General features: G+C 73.2%; 15 protein-coding genes and 1 tRNA gene. 7 read left to right on the plus strand and 9 right to left on the minus strand.

Annotated features, from left to right (window positions below):
* The first annotated feature begins 170 nt into the window (after window positions 1-170).
* The 5 genes from ACIOGZ_RS15665 to ACIOGZ_RS15685 all read left to right on the plus strand — a co-directional run bounded on the left by ACIOGZ_RS15665 (window position 171) and on the right by ACIOGZ_RS15685 (window position 5,512).
* Window positions 171-1,382 (plus strand): DNA polymerase III subunit delta', encoded by a 1,212-nt coding sequence (locus tag ACIOGZ_RS15665; protein ID WP_363627900.1) that lies wholly within the window; start codon window positions 171-173, stop codon window positions 1,380-1,382.
* Between the two features lie 274 nt (window positions 1,383-1,656).
* Complete coding sequence (locus tag ACIOGZ_RS15670) at window positions 1,657-2,778, plus strand: hypothetical protein (RefSeq protein ID WP_400986181.1); 1,122 nt, start codon at window positions 1,657-1,659, stop codon at window positions 2,776-2,778.
* A gap of 140 nt (window positions 2,779-2,918) precedes the next feature.
* Window positions 2,919-4,601: an alpha/beta hydrolase gene (locus tag ACIOGZ_RS15675; protein ID WP_400986183.1), complete on the plus strand. Its 1,683-nt coding sequence runs from the start codon at window positions 2,919-2,921 to the stop codon at window positions 4,599-4,601.
* Between the two features lie 89 nt (window positions 4,602-4,690).
* Window positions 4,691-5,356, plus strand: coding sequence for a leucine efflux protein LeuE (gene leuE / locus ACIOGZ_RS15680; RefSeq protein WP_400986184.1), 666 nt, complete (start codon window positions 4,691-4,693; stop codon window positions 5,354-5,356).
* Window positions 5,357-5,438: 82 nt separating this feature from the next.
* Window positions 5,439-5,512, plus strand: a tRNA-Thr gene (locus ACIOGZ_RS15685).
* Between the two features lie 71 nt (window positions 5,513-5,583).
* Here the strand turns inward: ACIOGZ_RS15685 and ACIOGZ_RS15690 are convergent.
* The 9 genes from ACIOGZ_RS15690 to ACIOGZ_RS15730 form a co-directional block, all read right to left on the minus strand.
* The gene (locus ACIOGZ_RS15690) at window positions 5,584-6,540 is read right to left on the minus strand and encodes a TauD/TfdA family dioxygenase (RefSeq protein WP_400326951.1); all 957 of its coding nucleotides are present in this window, start codon (window positions 6,538-6,540) and stop codon (window positions 5,584-5,586) included.
* Between the two features lie 190 nt (window positions 6,541-6,730).
* The gene (locus ACIOGZ_RS15695) at window positions 6,731-7,726 is read right to left on the minus strand and encodes an ArsR/SmtB family transcription factor (RefSeq protein WP_400986186.1); all 996 of its coding nucleotides are present in this window, start codon (window positions 7,724-7,726) and stop codon (window positions 6,731-6,733) included.
* A gap of 242 nt (window positions 7,727-7,968) precedes the next feature.
* Window positions 7,969-8,646 (minus strand): response regulator transcription factor, encoded by a 678-nt coding sequence (locus ACIOGZ_RS15700; RefSeq protein WP_363623107.1) that lies wholly within the window; start codon window positions 8,644-8,646, stop codon window positions 7,969-7,971.
* Window positions 8,643-9,896, minus strand: coding sequence for a sensor histidine kinase (locus ACIOGZ_RS15705; protein WP_400326944.1), 1,254 nt, complete (start codon window positions 9,894-9,896; stop codon window positions 8,643-8,645). The genes ACIOGZ_RS15700 and ACIOGZ_RS15705 overlap by 4 nt, the downstream gene beginning before the upstream one ends.
* Window positions 9,897-10,094: 198 nt before the next feature.
* Window positions 10,095-11,699: an ABC transporter permease gene (locus ACIOGZ_RS15710; RefSeq protein ID WP_400986188.1), complete on the minus strand. Its 1,605-nt coding sequence runs from the start codon at window positions 11,697-11,699 to the stop codon at window positions 10,095-10,097.
* Window positions 11,699-12,595 (minus strand): ABC transporter ATP-binding protein, encoded by an 897-nt coding sequence (locus ACIOGZ_RS15715; RefSeq protein ID WP_363623113.1) that lies wholly within the window; start codon window positions 12,593-12,595, stop codon window positions 11,699-11,701. The genes ACIOGZ_RS15710 and ACIOGZ_RS15715 overlap by 1 nt, the downstream gene beginning before the upstream one ends.
* Window positions 12,596-12,598: 3 nt before the next feature.
* Complete coding sequence (locus ACIOGZ_RS15720) at window positions 12,599-13,363, minus strand: DUF4097 family beta strand repeat-containing protein (protein WP_400326935.1); 765 nt, start codon at window positions 13,361-13,363, stop codon at window positions 12,599-12,601.
* A 264-nt stretch (window positions 13,364-13,627) separates the two neighbouring features.
* Entirely contained in the window at window positions 13,628-14,590 is a 963-nt protein-coding gene (locus ACIOGZ_RS15725; RefSeq protein WP_400986189.1) for a TauD/TfdA family dioxygenase, read from the minus strand.
* A 43-nt stretch (window positions 14,591-14,633) separates the two neighbouring features.
* Window positions 14,634-14,831 (minus strand): MbtH family protein, encoded by a 198-nt coding sequence (locus tag ACIOGZ_RS15730; RefSeq protein WP_400803893.1) that lies wholly within the window; start codon window positions 14,829-14,831, stop codon window positions 14,634-14,636.
* 256 nt (window positions 14,832-15,087) lie between these two features.
* Here ACIOGZ_RS15730 and ACIOGZ_RS15735 point away from each other — a divergent pair, with 256 nt between their 5' ends.
* Both ACIOGZ_RS15735 and ACIOGZ_RS15740 read left to right on the plus strand, forming a co-directional pair.
* Window positions 15,088-16,095 (plus strand): class I SAM-dependent methyltransferase, encoded by a 1,008-nt coding sequence (locus ACIOGZ_RS15735; RefSeq protein WP_363623121.1) that lies wholly within the window; start codon window positions 15,088-15,090, stop codon window positions 16,093-16,095.
* Window positions 16,096-16,105: 10 nt separating this feature from the next.
* On the plus strand, window positions 16,106-17,479 hold the full coding sequence (locus ACIOGZ_RS15740) for a serine hydrolase domain-containing protein (RefSeq protein ID WP_400986190.1): 1,374 nt from the start codon (window positions 16,106-16,108) through the stop codon (window positions 17,477-17,479).

Here is a 17,479-nt window from a genome sequence, read left to right on the forward strand (position 1 = left end):
CGTCGTCGGGGTGGAGAGCCCCGGCGGCGCCGCCCGTCGCCTTCGGCGTCGGGGCGCCTCCTTCGGTGGTGGGCACCCCGGAGGGCGCCGTGGCTGTCGGAGCGGACACGTATGCTCGACGGCGGGGAAGAGGCGCCGGGAGCGCTGCCGTACGGAGCTTGGGAGCAGCAGTGGCCGTCTGGGACGACCTGGTGGGCCAGGAGCGGGTGGTCGAGCAGCTGACCGCCGCCGCCCGGTCGGCCGGGGCGACGATCGCGGCCGGCCGCGGAGCCGGCCCGCAGCCGGGCGGGAACGCCTCCCTGATGACGCACGCCTGGCTGTTCACCGGCCCGCCCGGGGCCGGGCAGGTCACCGCTGCGCGCGCGTTCGCCGCGGCCCTCCAGTGCACCAGCCCGGACCTCGCGCTCGGCGGTACGCCCGGCTGCGGGTTCTGCGACGGCTGCCACACCGTGCTGGCCGGCAGCCACGCCGACGTCAAGTACGTCCGGACCGACGGCCTGTCCATCGGCGTCGGCGACATGCGCGAGCTCGTGCTGCGCGCCTCCAGCTACCCGACCGGCGGCCGCTGGTCGGTGATCCTGGTCGACGCCGCCCACCGGCTCACCGAGGCCGCCGCGAACGCGCTGCTCAAGGGCGTGGAGGAGCCCTCCCCGCGCACCGTCTGGCTGCTCTGCGCCCCCTCCGTCCAGGACGTGCTGCCGACCATCCGTTCGCGCTGCCGCCTGCTCGTCCTGCGCACGCCCACCGCCGAGGCCGTCGCCGACATGCTGGTCCGCCGCGACGGCGTCGACCCGGAGACGGCCCGGCTGGCCGCGCTCGCCGGGCAGGGCGACGTCGGGCGCGCGCGCCGCCTCGCCGTCGACGACCAGGCCCGCACCCGCCGCGCCGAGGTGCTGCGGATCCCGCTGGAGGTCGCCGACATCGGCGGCTGCCTGGCCGCCGCCCAGCGCCTCGTCGACACCGCCAAGGCCGACGCCGAGGCGCTCGCCGAGACCCAGGACGCCAAGGAGACCGACGACCTGAAGGCCGCCTACGGCGCCACCGAGGGCAGCAAGGCGCCGCGCGGCATGGCCGGGGCGGTCAAGGAACTGGAGAAGCGGCAGAAGAGCCGGGCCACCCGCACCCGCCGGGAGACCCTCGGCGTCGCACTGCTCGACCTGCTCGGCTTCTACCGGGACGTGCTCGCGCTGCAGCTCGGCTCCAGCGGCACCCTCGCCAACGAGGACCAGCGGCAGGCCCTGAACCGGGTCGCGCAGGAGGGCCCGCCGGAGAGCACGCTGCGCCGGATCGAGGCGGTGCTCGCCTGTCGGCAGGCGTTGGACCGCAACGTGGATCCGCTGCTCGCCGTCGAGGCGATGACGGTGGCGCTGCGCGCGGGCTGAGCTGAACCGCGCTGCCGCGCTGCCGCGCCGCCGGGCCGTTCCGGGGTGGGCCCGTCGGGCTGAACGCCCGGCGTAGGCCCGGCGTAGGCCTCCCGGAGCCGTCCCGTTGTCCCACCTTCGAGTGAATGATCGATACGCGCCGGGCACACCCGCGTGTGACCGTCCGCCCGTTGTGCACGCTGGGGGCCGACTGTGCCCCGGTGCCGGGGCCGTCGCCCCCGTACGGCACCGGGTCCCGTCCGGCGCCGGCCCTCCTCCCGAGGCGGTGCGTCCCATGGTTCGTTCGCTCCTCGTCATCCCTCTGCTGATGGCCGCGCTGGGCGGGATCTGGCTGGCCCGCGGCGCGCTCCAGCGCTGGCGCGACCTGCGCGCCGCCGCGACGTACGAACTGGCCGGTGAACGCTGGCCGATGCTGGTGCGGGCGGCCGGAGCGATGATCTGCGGGGTCTGCGTCACCGCGTTGACGCTGCTCACGGCGCTCGGGGCGTTCGGCGGCCTGACCCCCCGCAGCCAGGAATCGGACCGGGCCGAGCCGGTGGTCGACGCGGCGGGTACGGGCCAGGGCGGGGGACCGGCGGTCCGGCAGCAGCCGGCGCCGCCCGTCGTGGCGGAGCCGGCCGCGGCCTCCGCCGCCGTGAGCCACTTCGACGGTGTCGGCCAGCCGGGCGGCGGCGAGCTGCTGCAGTCCGCCGTGCCCGGCCCGGACGGGCAGCCGCGCACCGTCCGGGTCTGGCTCCCGCCGCAGTACGCCAAGGAGCCGAACGCGCGCTTCCCCGTCGTCGTGATGCAGGCGGCCACCCCGCGCAAGACCGCCGACGCCGAGGTCCCGGACGTCTTCGAGGGCCTCACCGCGGCCCTGCAGACCGGCCGCGCCCGCCCCTTCATCCTGGTCGCCCCCGAGGCGCCGAACGGCACCGCGCACCCCTGCGACCTGGTCGCCGCCGCGCCGGCCGCCGTCGCCGACGACGAGACGCTGCGCGCCGCCATCGCCGCCTCGTTCCGCATCCTGGCGCCCGGCCCGGCCTCCTGGGGCACCCTCGGCGTCGAGGGCGGTGCGCCGTGCGCCGCCGCCGCCGTGCTGTCCCGCCCCGACCTGTACGGCGCCGCCGCCGCGGTGTCCGGCCGCTACGACGCCGCCGCGCTCACCCAGGCCGGCGCCGAGGCCCCGGCCGGCAGCGCGGCGAAGCTCCTGCTGGCCGCCGCCAAGGCCGACACGGCCGGGCTGGACGCGGCCCGCAAGCTCCAGGCCGCGCTCACGGCCGGGGCCGGACCGGCGGCCAAGGCCGAGGTGAAGATCTCCGACAACGTGCAGGACTACACCCCCGACCGGGAGCGGATGCGGCTCGTCCGGCAGGCGGCGCAGTACCTGGCCGACGCGCTGGCCAAGGCGTCCTGAGCCGCCGTCCCGGACGGGGCGTCGCCGCCCGGTGCCCGTAGCGGGTGCCGGGCGGCGTGCTGTGGTGCAATGCGAGTCGGGTCGCCGGGCGACGACCCTGGGTGACGATCGAGAGGGCTCGGATGATCGCGAGGGGTCGGATGAGGGCCACCGGGCGGGTACTGGCGGCGGCGCTCGCCGTCGGGCTGCTGGCGGGCGGGTGCGGTGCGGGTTCGTCGGGTTCCTCGGGTTCGTCTGGTTCGACGAGCTCGTCGGGTTCCTCGGGTTCCTCGGGTTCCTCGGGTTCAGCGGGCTCAGCGGGTTCGTCCGGGGCGGGGGGCGCCGGGCCGTCCAGCCCGGCCGCGCCTGGGGTCACGCCGCTGGAGCCGCTGCCCGCCGCCGTCCCGGCCGGGCTGGCCCCGTACTACGCGCAGCGGCTCGACTGGCAGCCGTGCGACGGCGGATTCGAGTGCACCGCCTTCCGGGTGCCGCTGGACTACGACCGCCCCGGCGACGGCGACCTCACCCTGGTGGCGGCCCGCGCCACCGCCGTCCCGGCGGGCTCGGGCTCGGGCTCCGAGGAGGGGGCCGGGGGAGGCCGGCTCGGCTCGCTGCTGCTCAACCCCGGCGGGCCCGGCGGCTCGGCGGTCGAGTACCTGGAGGCCACCGCGCGGACGTACGACAGCGGCGTGCGCGCCCGGTACGACCTGGTCGGCCTCGACCCGCGCGGGGTCGGCCGCAGCAACCCGGTCAACTGCCTGAGCGGCGACCGGATGGACGCCTACACCGCCGTCGACCTCACCCCCGGCGACCAGCACGGAATCGACGCCCTGGTCGCCGCCGACAAGGAGTTCGCCGAGGGCTGCCGCCAGCGCGCCGGGGCGGCGCTCGGCCACCTCGGCACCGTCGAGGCCGCCCGCGACATGGACGTGCTGCGCGCCCTGCTCGGCGACGAGCGGCTGAACTACGTCGGCAAGTCCTACGGCACCTTCCTCGGCGCCACCTACGCCGGGCTCTTCCCCGGCCGGGTCGGGCGGCTGGTACTGGACGGCGCGGTGGACCCGTCGCTCGACTCGGTCACCGGCAACCGCACCCAGGCCGGCGGCTTCGAGACGGCCTGGGCCGCCTTCGCCAAGGACTGCGCCAAGCACGAGGACTGCCCGCTCGGCCGCACCGAACAGCAGATCGGCGAGCAGCTCACCGCCCTGCTCGTCACCGTCCAGGCCAACCCGCTGCCCAGCACCGACCACGGCCGGCGACTCACCGAGGCCCAGGCGACCACCGGCGTCATCCAGGCCATGTACGCCGACTTCCTCTGGCCCAAACTGCGCACCGCGCTCACCGACGCCAAGGCCGGCGACGGCACCAGCCTGCTGAGGCTCTCCGACTCCTACTACGGGCGCGAGGCGGACGGCTCGTACCCCAACCTGATGTTCGCCAACACGGCGGTGAACTGCCTCGACCTGCCCGCCCCGTTCGCCGGGCCGGAGGACGTCCAGCGCGCCGTGCCGGACTTCGAACAGGCCTCGCCGCACTTCGGCCGCGACATGGCGTGGATGGCGCTGGCCTGCACCTACTGGCCGGTCCGGGCCACCGGCACGGCGCACACCATCCGGGCCGCCGGCGCCGCCCCCATCGTCGTCGTCGGCACCACCCGCGACCCGGCCACCCCGTACGCGTGGGCCCAGGCGCTGGCCGGGCAACTGGAGTCCGGACGCCTGCTCACCTACGACGGGGACGGCCACACCGCGTACGCGCACCACGACGCCTGCGTGGACGGCGCGGTCAACCGCTACCTGCTGGCGGGCGAGGCACCGGAGCCGGGCGCGCGCTGCACCCGGTAGGCGGGATGGTTTCCGCTTCAACCGACCGCCGGTGCGACGTTACGATGAGCGCCCCCCGCCCTCATCCCCTCCCCTCCCCGGAGCGCACCGTGCTCGGAGTCAACGACCTGGCGACGTACATCCTCGGCGCCCTCGTCATCGTCCTACTGCCCGGCCCCAACTCCCTGTACGTGCTGTCCGTCGCCGCCCGCAAGGGCATCCGGACCGGCTACCAGGCCGCCGCCGGCGTCTTCGTCGGCGACCTCACCCTGATCAGCCTCACCTCGCTGGGCGCCGCCTCCCTCCTCAAGGCCAACCCGGCCGTCTTCGCCGTGGTCAAGCTCGGCGGCGCCGCCTACCTGCTCTGGATCGGCTACGGCATGCTCCGCGCCGCCCGCCAGCTCTGGCGCGAACGCCGGACCGCCGACAACCCCGACAACCCCGCCGCCACCGCCGAACCGGCCGCCGAACCCGTCGAGCGCCCGTTCCGCCGCGCCCTGGTGATCAGCCTGCTGAACCCGAAGGCGATCCTCTTCCTGCTCTCCTTCTTCACCCAGTTCGTCGACCCGGCCTACGGACAGCCGGCCCTCTCCTTCGGCCTGCTCGGCGGCATCCTGCAGACCTTCAGCGTGCTCTACCTCTCCCTGCTGATCTTCGCCGGCACCACCCTCGCCACCGCCTTCCGCCGCCGCCGTCGCCTCTCCGCCACCCTCACCAGCGGCGTCGCCGTCCTCTTCGCCGGCTTCGCCGCCAAACTCGCCGTCTCCTCCGCCTGACCCCCACCCCCGCCAACCGGGTGTGGATCACCCGCGAAACCTGTGTAGACTGGCCCGCGTTGCCACCACGCGTGACAACGGCGCCGCCTTAGCTCAGCTGGCCAGAGCAACGCACTCGTAATGCGTAGGTCGCGGGTTCGAATCCCGCAGGCGGCTCTGTAGAAGCCCCAGGACTCACTCGCCGTGACCTGGGGCTTTTGCGTGCGTGGGGTGGAGTGGGGCGGGGATCAGGGGGCGGGCCAGTCGGCCCAGGTGGCGGAGGTCATGGTGACCAGGACGGTGCGGTCGCCCTTGTAGGGGGCTCGGCCGTGGCTGGCGAGGATGTTGTCGACGACCATGACGTCGCCCTGTGTCCAGTCGGGGGCGAGGGTGGTGCGGTCGAAGGCGGCGTGGATCTCGGCCAGGGTGTCGGCGTCGATGGGGCTGCCGTCGCCGAAGTAGGCGTTGCGCGGCAGGTTCTGCTCGGGGAAGACAGCGAGGAGGGCCTCGGTGGTCTTCGCGGGCAGTGAGCCGATGTGGAAGAGGTGGGCCTGGTTGAACCAGACGGTCTCGCCGGTCACCGGGTGCCGGGTGAGCGCCGGGCGGACCTGGCTGGTGCGCAGTAGGTCGCCCTCCCACTCCCAGGCGATGCCGTTGTCGCGGCAGTAGGCCTCGATGTGCCCGCGGTCCTCGGTCTGGAAGGCCTCCTGCCAGGAGAGGCCGATGCCGTCGTGGTAGGCACGGGTGTAGCGCACGCCGAGGGCGGAGAACTTCTCGACCAGCTCGGCCGGGAGCTCGGTGAGGACGGTGCGGCTGTCCGCGACCGGGGTCTGGCCGCCGGTGCTCGGGGTGCGGGTGGCGAGGAAGAAGAGGTGGTCCGGCCAGCGCGAGGAGTAGGAGCTCTCGTTGTGCTGGGGGATGCGCTGGTCGGCCGGGTACTCGGTGGAGGTGTAGACGCTGCCGGCGACCCGCGAGCGCGGGGTGGAGCGCTCGGTGTACTCCAGGGCGCCGCCGCCGAGGACGGCGGCCACGCCGGCCAGCTCGTCGGTGGAGGCGACTGCGGCGCCGATGAGCCTCAGCGAGCCGTGGCGCAGGGTCAGTCGGCGTAGTTCGGGGCGGTGGGCGAGCAGCCACTCGCCGCGCTCCGTCCGGTCGGGAACGGTGGCGACGGGCTGCACCGTCCCGCTCTCTTCGAGGAAGGACACTTCAAGGTCCGTACGCGATCTCGTCACGGCGGCTCACCTCGTCTGTGCGGTGGTGTCGGGGATCGGGAACGCTGTCATCTTCGCCGCCTGGCCGCTGCCGGGGACAGGCGATTAAGAGAGGCCCGAAAACGTCTGGCGAACGCGGGGCCGGGGCCGCGGTGGGGCCGCGGACCCGGCGGTGGGCCGAGGGCTACCGGCCGGCCAGGACGGACCGGCCGTGGGGCGCGTTCCGGTGCGGCGCCGTGCCCGGGGGGTGGGCCAGGAGACGGGTGCCGCCGTTCAGCAGGGAACGGCCCAGGGGAGTCACGGTGTGCAGGACGAGGTTGCGGGTGCGACGGGTGGCGATCAGGCCGGCCGCCCGCAGGACCGAGGTGTGCTGGCTGACGGCGGCGTTGGAGACGCCGACGCGGTCGGCGAGTTCGCCGTTGGTGCTGCCGTTGAGCAGGGCCTCCAGCAGGGCGGCCCGGGTCCTGCCGACGAGGCTGGCGAGGGCCTCGCCCTGGGCGGGGTCGAGCGGCCGCTCGGCCTCACGGGTGCCGAGCACGGCGTCCCCGCGGGAGTCCGGGCGTATCGGGAAGACCAGGGCCGGGGCCGGTTCGGCCTTGACCACGGTGGCGTGCGGCGGGACCACGGCGGGCGCGGTCAGGAACAGCGACGGCGTGATGAGCAGGCCGCGGCCGCTGAGCTCGATGGTCTCGTCCCGGTCGTCCTCGACCTCCAGAACCGGTGCCCGCCAGTGGACGCGCGGGTGCAGGGCCTGGAGCAGCGTCTCGACTCCGGAGGCGCTCATGATCTGCCGGTAGGCGTCGGTGTCGCGGACCAGCCGGGCGTGGATGGCCTGCCAGTACGGGAGGACGGCGATCGTGCCGAACTCCTGGACCAGGCCGTCCGGTCCGGAGGGGAGGTCCTCACCGGTGGTTCGTTCCGGAAGCCGCGGTAACGGGTCGGACGGATCGTCCACCTGCGGTGGCGGAGCGCCGAGCAGATCCCAGATGGTCCGTCCGGAAAGGTCGAAGCGGTGTATCAGACGCTGGAGCTCTTCTCGGCTCCGTACGCTGTTGGTGACTGTCTGATGCCATCTTCGGAAGTAACCACCCGAGTTCTTCGACCAGTTGTCCAAGGCGAACGCCGCCTCGGCCTCGGCTGTCGGTGGTCCGGCGACCCGGACGCGGACGAGGTCCTCCATGGAAAAGACGATGCGGCTCACGAACGTGTTCCCCTTCCCCCGAAGAGAACTCGGCCACGCGGACGTTCGGCCGAAGTTCCCCCTCATTCGACTGGGGGCAATCATCGCCGTTCGCCGGCGCGCCGGGGTATCCCCCGTTCGGGAGATCCGCAGGATCGGGCCAGGGGGTCGCACTCGGTGACAGGAAGGGTGGGGGCGGTGGAGGTGCGGCGAACAGAGGGTGTTCTACCTGGGTGTCGTCCCTATCCCTCACCCCGCTGCATGGTGCCGCCCTCCCAGGCCCAGGCGGCGATCTCGACCCGGTTGCGAACCTTCAACTTCGTCTGGACGCTGGCCAGATGGGACTTGACGGTGGAGAGGGAGATGGCCAGCGTCTCGCCGATCTCCTGGTTGGTGCGGCCGCGGGCGACCAGCCGGGCCACGTCCAGTTCCCGGTCGGTCAGGACGGTCGGGGAGAGCGTCGTCGCGGCGGCCTGGGCCGCCCCGGGCCCGGCGGCGGAGAGCCGCTTGAGCAGCCGCACGGTGACGGCGGGGGAGACCATCGCGTCGCCGGCGGCGACCGCGCGGACCGCCTCGATCAGCAGGGTCGATCCGCTGTCCTTGAGCAGGAAGCCCTGGGCGCCGCCGCGCAGCGCGCCGTAGACGTACTCGTCCAGGTCGAAGGTGGTGACCACGACCACCCGCAGCGGGTCGCTCACCCCGGGGCCGGCCAGCAGCCGGGTGACCTGCAGGCCGTTCAGCCGGGGCATGCTGATGTCGACCAGGCAGACGTCGGGCCTCAGCCGGCGGGCGAGTTCGACGCAGGTGGCGCCGTCGGCGGCCTCGCCGAGCACCTCGATGTCGGGCTGGCTGTCGAGGATCAGCCGGAAGCCGGTGCGGACCATGTCCTGGTCGTCCGCGATGAGCACCTTGATGGTCATGCCGGCATCCTCCGAGTGCTGGGGTCCGTGTTCCTCACGGGGAGCAGGGCCGTCAGCTCCCATCCTCCCGCATCGTCCGGGCGCTCGGTGAGCGTTCCTCCGACCGCCCGGACGCGCTCCTGGAGCCCGAGGAGGCCGAGGTCCTGCTGTCCGAGGTGGGGGACACGCAGACCCTTGCGGGCCGTTCCCCCGCGCGGCGGTCCGCTGCGCACGGTGGCCTCCAGGGTGGACGGGCCGAGGCCTATCCGTACGGTGACCCCGGTGGCGTCCGGGGCGTGCCGGCGCACGTTGCTCAGGCCCTCGGTGATCACCCGGTGCGCGGTGGTGGCGATCTCGGGGGCGAGCCGGGCGGTGAGCGCGGCCTCGTCCAGTTGCAGGTCCACCGAGGCGCCGCCCCGGCGGAAGGACTCCACCATGACGGGTATGTGCGCGATGCCCTGCCCCGAGAGCGGCGAGGCGGCGGCCAGGTCGGTGCCCTCCCGCAGCATGGCGACCAACTGCCGCATCGACTCCAGGGATTCGCTGCCGGCCTGCTCGATGTCGTCGAAGATCGGGACGACTTCCTGCGGCGCGGTCTGCCAGATCGCCCGGCCGGCCTGAGCCAGCACGATGATGCCGGTGACGTGGTGGGCGACGAAGTCGTTGAGGTCGTTGGCGAGGTCGATCAGTTCGTCGCGGCGAACCTGTTCCACGGCCCGGAGCCGGCGGGTGTCGGCCGCGCGCAGGTAGCAGCCGAGGGCGATCGCGACGCCGGCGACGATGGCCAGCAGCACGACGGTCAGCACCGTCCCGGAGGCGCTGCGGGACACCCGTGCGGCCAGCCCCAGCAGGGCGATCACCAGGGCGGCGCAGGTGCCGAGGACGGCGGCGCGGGCGCGGATGTGCCGGGCGGTGGTGATCAGCAGGAGGCTGAGCGCGAGCAGCTCCATCAGCCCGGGGGAGTCCTGCTCGGTGCCGCGGACGAAGCCCACGGCGGACCAGACCAGCGACCAGAGCGCGGCCGCCCCGGCGCGCAGCTCGGGCCGGCCTCGCGGGCCGAACAGCACCAGGGCGGCCGGGACCAGCCCGGCGAGCGGCAGCAGTGGTCCGGCGGTGTCCAGACTCATGGCCAGGTCCAGCAGCCACAGCACGCCGAACCCGACCGCCAGGGCGGCCCGGGCGGCGCGCGGCAGGGTGGACACCGGCGTCGCCGGGGACGCCTGGTCCGGGGCCGGTTGGGCGAGGAGGTCTCGGAGGCTGGGGAGCCGCACGGGCCGGCCTTTCGGGTCGGTGGAGTCGGACGGTCGATCAGGGAACGGGAGGCCGGAAGGTCGCGGGGGAGCGGGTAGGTCGGGCGGTCGGTGCCGTCGGCTGGCCGGGGACGGTCGGAGCGGCGCCCGGACGGGGGTGCCGGGCGCCGCTCGGGCCTGGGGCCGGGGCCGGCCGGGCCTGTCCCGGAGGGCGGTGGTTCAGCGGTTGGCGCGCCGTACGGAGTCCACGCCGAGAGCCAGGGCGGCCAGTAGCACCGCGGCGGCGGCCACCGCGGCCGTGCCCGGGCCCTTGCCCTCCGCCACGCCGAGGAAGTCGACCTCGGGGATGCGGTTGAACATCGCGTACCAGAGCAGCGGGTAGAGCGCCTGGAACAGCCGGGGACCGCGGCTGACGATCCCGCAGAGCATCGCCAGGGCGGGCACCACCAGGGCGCCGACCAGGGCGGCGACCGCCGCGCCGGTGTCGCCGGAGGCGATCAGCCGGACGATCGGCACCGCGGTGACGGCCAGTGCCACGGCGATCCCGGCGAGCAGTCCTGCCAGCAGCCGGCGGCCTGCGGCCGGGCAGGCGGCGAGCAGGTCGTCGATGCTCCCGGCGCCGGCGTGGTTGCCCATCCGGGACCAGATGAGCACCGGCCAGAGCACGGTGAGCGGCAGCACCGGGTGGAGGACGTTCCCGCTCGGGACGAACGCGGCGAGCACGGCCAGGGCCAGCGTGCCCAGCCACCACCAGCGCATGCCCTGGAGCAGGACGCGTACCTCGCCGACCAGTGTGGGCAGGAAGGACGAGCCCATCCGGGGCGGCGTCAACAGGGACGGGTCGAGGCCGAAGGAGGTGCCCGCGCCGGCGGCCGGCTCCTCGGCGTGGTCGGCGTGCTCGGCACCGGTCCGGTCGGCCGCGCCCTTGGCGCCCGGGACCAGCGCGCCGACCGCGCCGATGGCGGCGGACGGGTCGAAGCGGCGGAACCAGAGCACCGACAGCAGCGCGGCCACCAGCGAACCGGCCACCAGCAACGCGGCGTTGGCCAGCAGGCCGCCGCCCAGATCGCCGAGACCAAGGCCCTGCCAGTCGAAGGTGACCGGGGTCTTGTCGTCGGAGGTGAGGCCGACGCCGAAGCGCACCGCCTCGGCCGGGTGCCCGGCCGCCGAGATCGCCCGGCGCATCGACTCGCTGATCCGTTCCATGCTCAGCAGGTCGTACGCGCCGGAGGCCTGGGAAGCCATGATGCCGACCAGCCAGACCACGAACCAGATCAGCGCGCCGACGCCGCCGCGCAGGCCCGGCAGGGTGCCGAAGAGCACCGCGCAGGCCGCGACGAGGGCCAGCAGCGGGAGCGTGATCAGGACGAAGGGCAGCAGCAGGCGCACGACGTCGACGTGGTACGACTCGCCCTTGACCAGCTGCACGCCGAACGCGGTCACCGCGAGGGCGAGCAGCATCGAGCCGAGCACCAGCAGGTTGCTGCAGAACTTGCCGAACAGGTACGAGGGGCGGGTCATCGGCGTGGCCGCGAGGATCTGGCCGACGCCGTTGCGCTCGTCCTTGGGGACGGTGCCGCGGGTGATGTTGAAGCCGGCCAGCGCCAACCAGACAGCGCCGCCGAGCGCGGTGACGGTGCCGACGTAGCCGCTGGTGTACAGGCCCCGGTAGCCGCTGATCTGGAAGACCTGCCAGGTCGAGGAGCCGACCGGGGCGGCCAGCAGGCCCAGGGCGAGCGTGCCGAGCAGGACCACCAGGTAGGCGGGACGGCGTCGGCGCTCCCGGAAGTCGGCGAGGGCGAGCGCGGTGACGGTGCCCGCCATCAGCGCACCACCGCCTGCGGGACGGCCGGAGCCGGGGCGGAGGTCAGCAGCAGGTAGGCGTCGTCGAGCCCCGGCGGGACCGGTTCGGCGTGCTGGGCGGGCGCGTGCGGGGAGATCACCCGGGCGCGAACGCCCTGCGGGGTGCGGGTGGTGCCGCCGAGGACGAACCGCGAGCGTAGGGCCGGGATCTGGTCGGAGGCCACGGTGAGCTCCCAGACCGAGCCCTCGGCGAGCCGCAGGAGCTCCTCCGGGGTGCCGTGGTGGATCAGCCGGCCCTTGCCCATGATGGCGATCCGGTCGGCGGTGGCCGCCACGTCGGAGACGATGTGGGTGGAGAGGATCACGATCCGCTCGGAGCCGAGGCCGGTGAGCAGGTTGCTGAACCGCATCCGCTCCTCCGGGTCGAGGCCGACGGTCGGCTCGTCGACGATCAGCAGCTGGGGGTCGTTGAGCAGCGCCTGGGCGATGCCGACCCGCTGGCGCATGCCGCCGGACATCGAACCGAGCCGCTGCTTGGCGGCTCCGGAGAGGTTGACCAGGTCGAGCAGCTCGGTGATCCGGGCGTTCGCGGAACGGCCCTGCAGCCCCTTGGCCGAGGCCAGGTAGGAGAGGAACTCGCGGGCGGTCAGCTGCGGGTAGACGCCGAAGTCCTGTGGCAGGTAGCCGATGGTGCGGCGCAGCGGGCCGGGGTTCTCGGCGATGTCGGTGCCGTTCCAGAACACCCGGCCGGAGGTCGGCTTGGTGACGGTGGCCAGGATTCGCATCAGGCTGGACTTGCCGGCGCCGTTGGAGCCGAGCAGGCCGAGCACGCCGGGGCGCAGGGTCAGCGAGAAGGAGTCCACCGCTCGCTTGCCGCCGCGGTACTCCTTGGTCAGATCGGTGATCTGGAGTTCCATCGCTCAGTCCTTCGTGTTGACGCGGACGACACCGACCTTGGAGGCGACGGTGATGGCGTGGGCGGAGTTCGGGTCCTCGCCGACCTCCACGTGGGGGTTGGACGAGCCGGCCTTGGCCTCGACGTGGTAGCGGGTGCCGTCCTCGGGGACCCGCACGGTGATGCTGCCGGTGTCGGACTCGGCCTTGACCTTGTCGGGCGCCTTGACGAAGGTCAGCTTCACGCTGCCGTTCTCGTTGGCGACGTCCACGTCGGCGGAGGAGAGGCCGCTCGCGTCGACCTTGCCCTTGTCGGTGCGGACGGTGAGCGGCGCGGCGAGGCCGTCGAGGTCCACCGAGCCCTGCTCGGTCTTCACGTCGAGCTTGCCGTCGATGCCCTTGGCGGTGATGCCGGCCGATCCGCTGCCCTGGACGGTCACGGCCACGCCCTTGGGGACGTGCACGGTGTACTGGGCCTTGCAGTTGAGGACGATGCCGCTGCACTTGCCGGACAGCTTGAGGGTCTCGCCCTCCAGCGTCCAGGCGGCGTTGCCGTCCTTCGCGGCCTGGCCGGCGAGCCTGCGGTCGGCCCTGAGGGTGGTGCCGTCGGCGGGCACCAGGGTCACATCCTTGTCGGTGTCCACGGTGAGGTGCGTGCCCTGGAAGCCGAAGTCCTTGGAATCGTTGCGGGGTTGGGCGTCCAGGTCGTCGCTCACACCGCAGCCCGTGAGTGCGATGGCCAGTGCGGAGATCGGGGCCACCCAGGCCAGCTTGGCGGTCGACATTTTCATACCCGTCATGCTCCCGGCGGGGCCGGGGCGGCGACATCCGCCTTTCGGGAGAGATCGGCGGGGCGTCTCGTTCCTTTGGCCGAGGACGCGCTCTCGTTCTTTCGGCCGGGGCGGCACGGATGAACGGACGGGGGTGGACCGGGGGTTCACTATACGAATTCCCCGGGGAAAGAGCGCCCGCCCGGCACGGGCCGGTGAAGGCCGTGCCGGGCGGGCGGGGAAGGGGTGTTCGGAAGCGGTTGTCGCGGGCCGTCGGCTCCGACCTCAGATCAGCACGGTCCGCTTTCCGGTGACGGCGCTGATTCGCCGGGCGTCGCGGGTGAGATTGACCCGCTTGAGCCAGCGGTCGGTGCCGTCGAAGCGGCAGCGGAAGGACTCCCGGCCGTGCACCACCCGGAAGTTGTCGACGAAGACCAGGTCGCCGGGGGCGAGCGAGATCCGCTCCACGTGCTCGCCGAGGACGGCCTGGACGGTCTCCACGGCTTCGGCGGCCGCGTCGTCGCCGGGCAGCGGGCGCATGAAGTCGATGTCGAAGCGCAGGTAGGGGGCGTTCGGGGGGCCGAACAGCACGGCGCCGAGCTGCGAGCCGTCGCCGGCGCTGTCGGGCAGCGAGCCGAGGTTGTGGGAGTCGTCCGGGAGGAACAGGAAGCGCTCCTGGAACAGCACCTCGCGGACGTTCTGAGGCAGGTCGAGTGCCTCGGCGCGGACGTAGGTGGTGCCCACCTGGGTGGGGTTGCGCAGGCACAGCAGGGCCACGTAGTCGCTGCGGCAGGGGTGGAAGACGTCCTCGGTGTGGAAGTTGAGTTCCCTGGTGCTGCTGGCGCTGGTCAGCGAGTTGTCGTCCTCGGGGGTGGGGCAGACGTCGTGGACCAGCCGGCCGGCCTGCTGGCTGGTCCAGCCGAACGGCTCGGCGAGCCCGGCGCCGACCAGGGCCAGCACGCCTTCCTCGTGCCAGCCCGCGCCGAGCTTGGCGGCCGGTTCCCAGCCGAGCGGGGTGGGCTCCAGGTCGGCCCGGACCGGAAGGTTGGAGACCACGGTGATGGCCTCCCCGCCGGTGCGGGTCGCGGCGAGGAAGGTCCGCAGCCGCTCCGGCAGCCGCTGGGCGGCGCCGGTGGCAGCCGCGGACATCCGCGAGGGGTCCTGGTCGCCGTTCAGGGACTCCAGGAATTCATCGGCGAGAACCGCGATCTCGTCGCGCTCTTCATCGTGCAACCGCAGCGTGGACACCGCTTTCCTTTCTTTCGCGTCGGTGCGCCCTGGGGGTTTCCGGTCAGGACGCGGTGGAGCGTGGGCGGAGATCGTTCCAGTTGCTCTCGATGTAATGCAGGCAGTCCTCCCTGGAGTCCGGTCCGTACGTCGACGACCAACCGTCTGGAACGTCGAGGAAATCCGGCCAGAGGCTGTGCTGGTTCGCCTGGTTGACCAAAACCCGGAAGGTGCCTTCGGCATTCTCGAACGGGTTTCCCATTCGTCTCTCCCTGAACTGGTGTGGGGCCGGCACTGGCACCGCTCATGCTGGGAAGCGGTTCGGCGTGCTGACAAGCTCGTTAAGCCAGGCCTTAAATCGGAAAACGGACCCTCCGACTTCGCTTCGCCGAATGCCTGCGGCGGACCGGTAAATCGCGCTGACCTGCGGTTATCGTGCCCTGCTTAAGGAGCTGGAGCCTGCTGTTGGTTCCGGTCGAAACTGATGTCACCTGCCGGAAACCGAACAGGAGGCATCCATGTCGATCACTGAAGTGGCGATACCCGGAGCAAAACTGACATCGGCCGACATCTACAACTCGGCGGTGGCATCCTGGGCAATTGCCGCAGCCTGGGAGGTGGGCGCGCTCGACGAGCTGAACGGCGCCGCCTCTCTGGATGCGGAGGAACTGGCGGAAAAGCTCGGGCTGGATCCGGTCGCGTCCCGCGGGATGTTCCAGGCGCTCGCCTCGGTCGGAGTCGTCACCCGTGATGGCGGCACGATCAGCCCCGGCCCGATCTTCGACGAGGTGAACACCTACCGGTCGTACTTCCACTGGCTCAGCCGGGGCTGCTCCGGTCTTTACACCGAAATGCCCTCGGTGCTCCGAAAAGAGAACCGGGTCGGCTCCTTCTACCACCGGGACGGCGCGGCCATCGGCTACGCCTGCCGCGAGCTGTCCTCGTTCTCGTTCGACCCGGCGTTCTGGGCCGCGATGGACCGGCTGCCGTTCGACTTCAAGGTCGCCGCCGACCTCGGCTGCGGCAGCGGCGAGCGGCTCATCCAGATCGCCAACCGCTACCCGGGCACCCGCGGCCTCGGCCTCGACATCGGCCTCCCGGCCGTCGAGATGACCACCCGTGAGGTGGCCAGGGCCGGCCTGTCCGACCGCATCACCGCTCTCCAGGCGGACGCTCGCGACCTGGCCCCGCATCCCGTCTTCGCGGAGGTCGAGCTGCTCACCTGCTTCATGATGGGCCACGACTTCTGGCCCCGCGAGAACGCCGTCAAGTCGATGCGCACCCTGCGCGAGCGGTTCCCCAACGTGCGCCGCTTCCTGCTGGGCGACACCACCCGCACGGTCGGCTACCCGGACCGCGGGATCCCGCTGTTCAACCTCGGCTTCGAGTCCGCCCACGACCTGATGGGGGTGTACGTGCCCACCCTGGACGAGTGGTACGGGGTCTTCGAGGAGACCGGCTGGAAGCTGGCCGGCGAGCAGCGGATCGAGTCGCCCGCCGCCTCCGTCGTCTTCGAGTTGGAGTGACCCCGACACCATGACGACCACCTCGGCACCCCCCACCAGGAGCGTCGACCCGGCCAGCGCCGGCGGGCTCGGCCGGCTGCTGCACCGACTGATCCGCCGGCACACCGTCCCCGGAGCCCAACTCGCCCTCCTGCACCAGGGCGTGACCTCGGTCGTGACGGCCGGGGAGGAGTGCTACGACAGCGGTCGGCCGGTCACCGCGGAGTCCCGGTTCCCGGTCGGCTCGCTCACCAAGCCGTTCACCGCCGCGCTGCTGACGACCCTGGCGGACGAGGGCGAGGTGGACCCGGACGCCCCGCTCGGCGGGCAGTTCCGCGAGTTCGCGGCGCTGCCCGGGGCGCTCGGGAGCGAACTGACGCTGCGGCACCTGCTCACCCACACCGGCGGACTGCCCGGGAGCCACCCCGCCGAGCAGCCGCCGGCCGACCGCGACCAGTACCTCAGGGAGGCCGCGGCGGCCGTGGTCTGCCCGCCGGGCACGGCCTTCTCCTACTCCAACGTCGGGCTGGTGGCGGCCGGCCGGGTCGCCGAACTGGCCCTCGGCATGCCGTGGGAGGAGGCCGTCACCTCGGTCCTGCTGCGTCCGCTCGGCATCCGCGCGGCCTTCGTCACCGGCTCGGGCGCCGCCGCCGGGCACGTCCCCGGGCACGCCGCGCAGCCGGCGTACGGTACCGCCCGCCCGGTGGCCCAGCTGCTGCCGCCGGTGGAGGCGCCGGCCGGCGCGCTCGCGCTCGCCGCCGCGGACCTGCTGCGGTTCGGCACCCTGCTCGCGGACGAACCGGTGCGCCCGCGAGGGCCGCTGCTGCCGCCGCCCCGGGTCACCGAGACGATGCGCCGGATCGAGCCGAACACCGACGCGTTCGGCCTGGCCGACGCTTGGGGCCTCGGCCTCGCGCACTACCTGGCCCCGGACGGCCGGACCTGGGTCGGTCACGACGGCACCGGCGACGGCACCTCCTGCCACCTGAGGGTCGACCCGCAGGAGGGCACGGTCGTCGCGCTGACCACCAACGCGGGCACCGGACTCGCGCTCTGGGACGACCTGCTGGCCGAACTGGGCGAGGCCGGGATCGAGGTCGGCAGTCACCCGTTCACCCGGCTGCGCGGCGACGCGCCGCCGGCCCCCGACCACCTCCTCGCCGACTGCGCGGGGACCTACCGCAACGGCGCCACCGAGTACCGCCTGGTCCATGACCCGGACGGCCTGCGGCTCGACCAGGGAGGCCGACCGTTCGCCCGGCTCGCCGTCCGGTCGGACCTGGCGTTCTCGGTCGTCGAGCTGACCACCGAGCGGACCGGCTACACCGGCCGCTTCCACCGGGACCCGGACACCGGGCGGATCGACCGCATGCAGGTCGGCGGGCGCCTGGCGGCCCGGTGGTGA

This window comes from Kitasatospora sp. NPDC088160, from assembly GCF_044741445.1.
GTDB lineage: Bacteria > Actinomycetota > Actinomycetes > Streptomycetales > Streptomycetaceae > Kitasatospora.

Bases quoted from the DNA above. Each gene is read 5' to 3' on its own strand.
- ACIOGZ_RS15670 (WP_400986181.1), top strand. From the start codon at position 1,657: ATGGTTCGTTCGCTCCTCGTCATCCCTCTGCTGATGGCCGCGCTGGGC.
- ACIOGZ_RS15675 (WP_400986183.1), top strand. From the start codon at position 2,919: ATGAGGGCCACCGGGCGGGTACTGGCGGCGGCGCTCGCCGTCGGGCTG.
- ACIOGZ_RS15695 (WP_400986186.1), bottom strand. From the start codon at position 7,726: ATGGAGGACCTCGTCCGCGTCCGGGTCGCCGGACCACCGACAGCCGAG.
- ACIOGZ_RS15700 (WP_363623107.1), bottom strand. From the start codon at position 8,646: ATGACCATCAAGGTGCTCATCGCGGACGACCAGGACATGGTCCGCACC.
- ACIOGZ_RS15710 (WP_400986188.1), bottom strand. From the start codon at position 11,699: ATGGCGGGCACCGTCACCGCGCTCGCCCTCGCCGACTTCCGGGAGCGC.
- ACIOGZ_RS15715 (WP_363623113.1), bottom strand. From the start codon at position 12,595: ATGGAACTCCAGATCACCGATCTGACCAAGGAGTACCGCGGCGGCAAG.
- ACIOGZ_RS15720 (WP_400326935.1), bottom strand. From the start codon at position 13,363: ATGAAAATGTCGACCGCCAAGCTGGCCTGGGTGGCCCCGATCTCCGCA.
- ACIOGZ_RS15730 (WP_400803893.1), bottom strand. From the start codon at position 14,831: ATGGGAAACCCGTTCGAGAATGCCGAAGGCACCTTCCGGGTTTTGGTC.
- ACIOGZ_RS15735 (WP_363623121.1), top strand. From the start codon at position 15,088: ATGTCGATCACTGAAGTGGCGATACCCGGAGCAAAACTGACATCGGCC.
- ACIOGZ_RS15740 (WP_400986190.1), top strand. From the start codon at position 16,106: ATGACGACCACCTCGGCACCCCCCACCAGGAGCGTCGACCCGGCCAGC.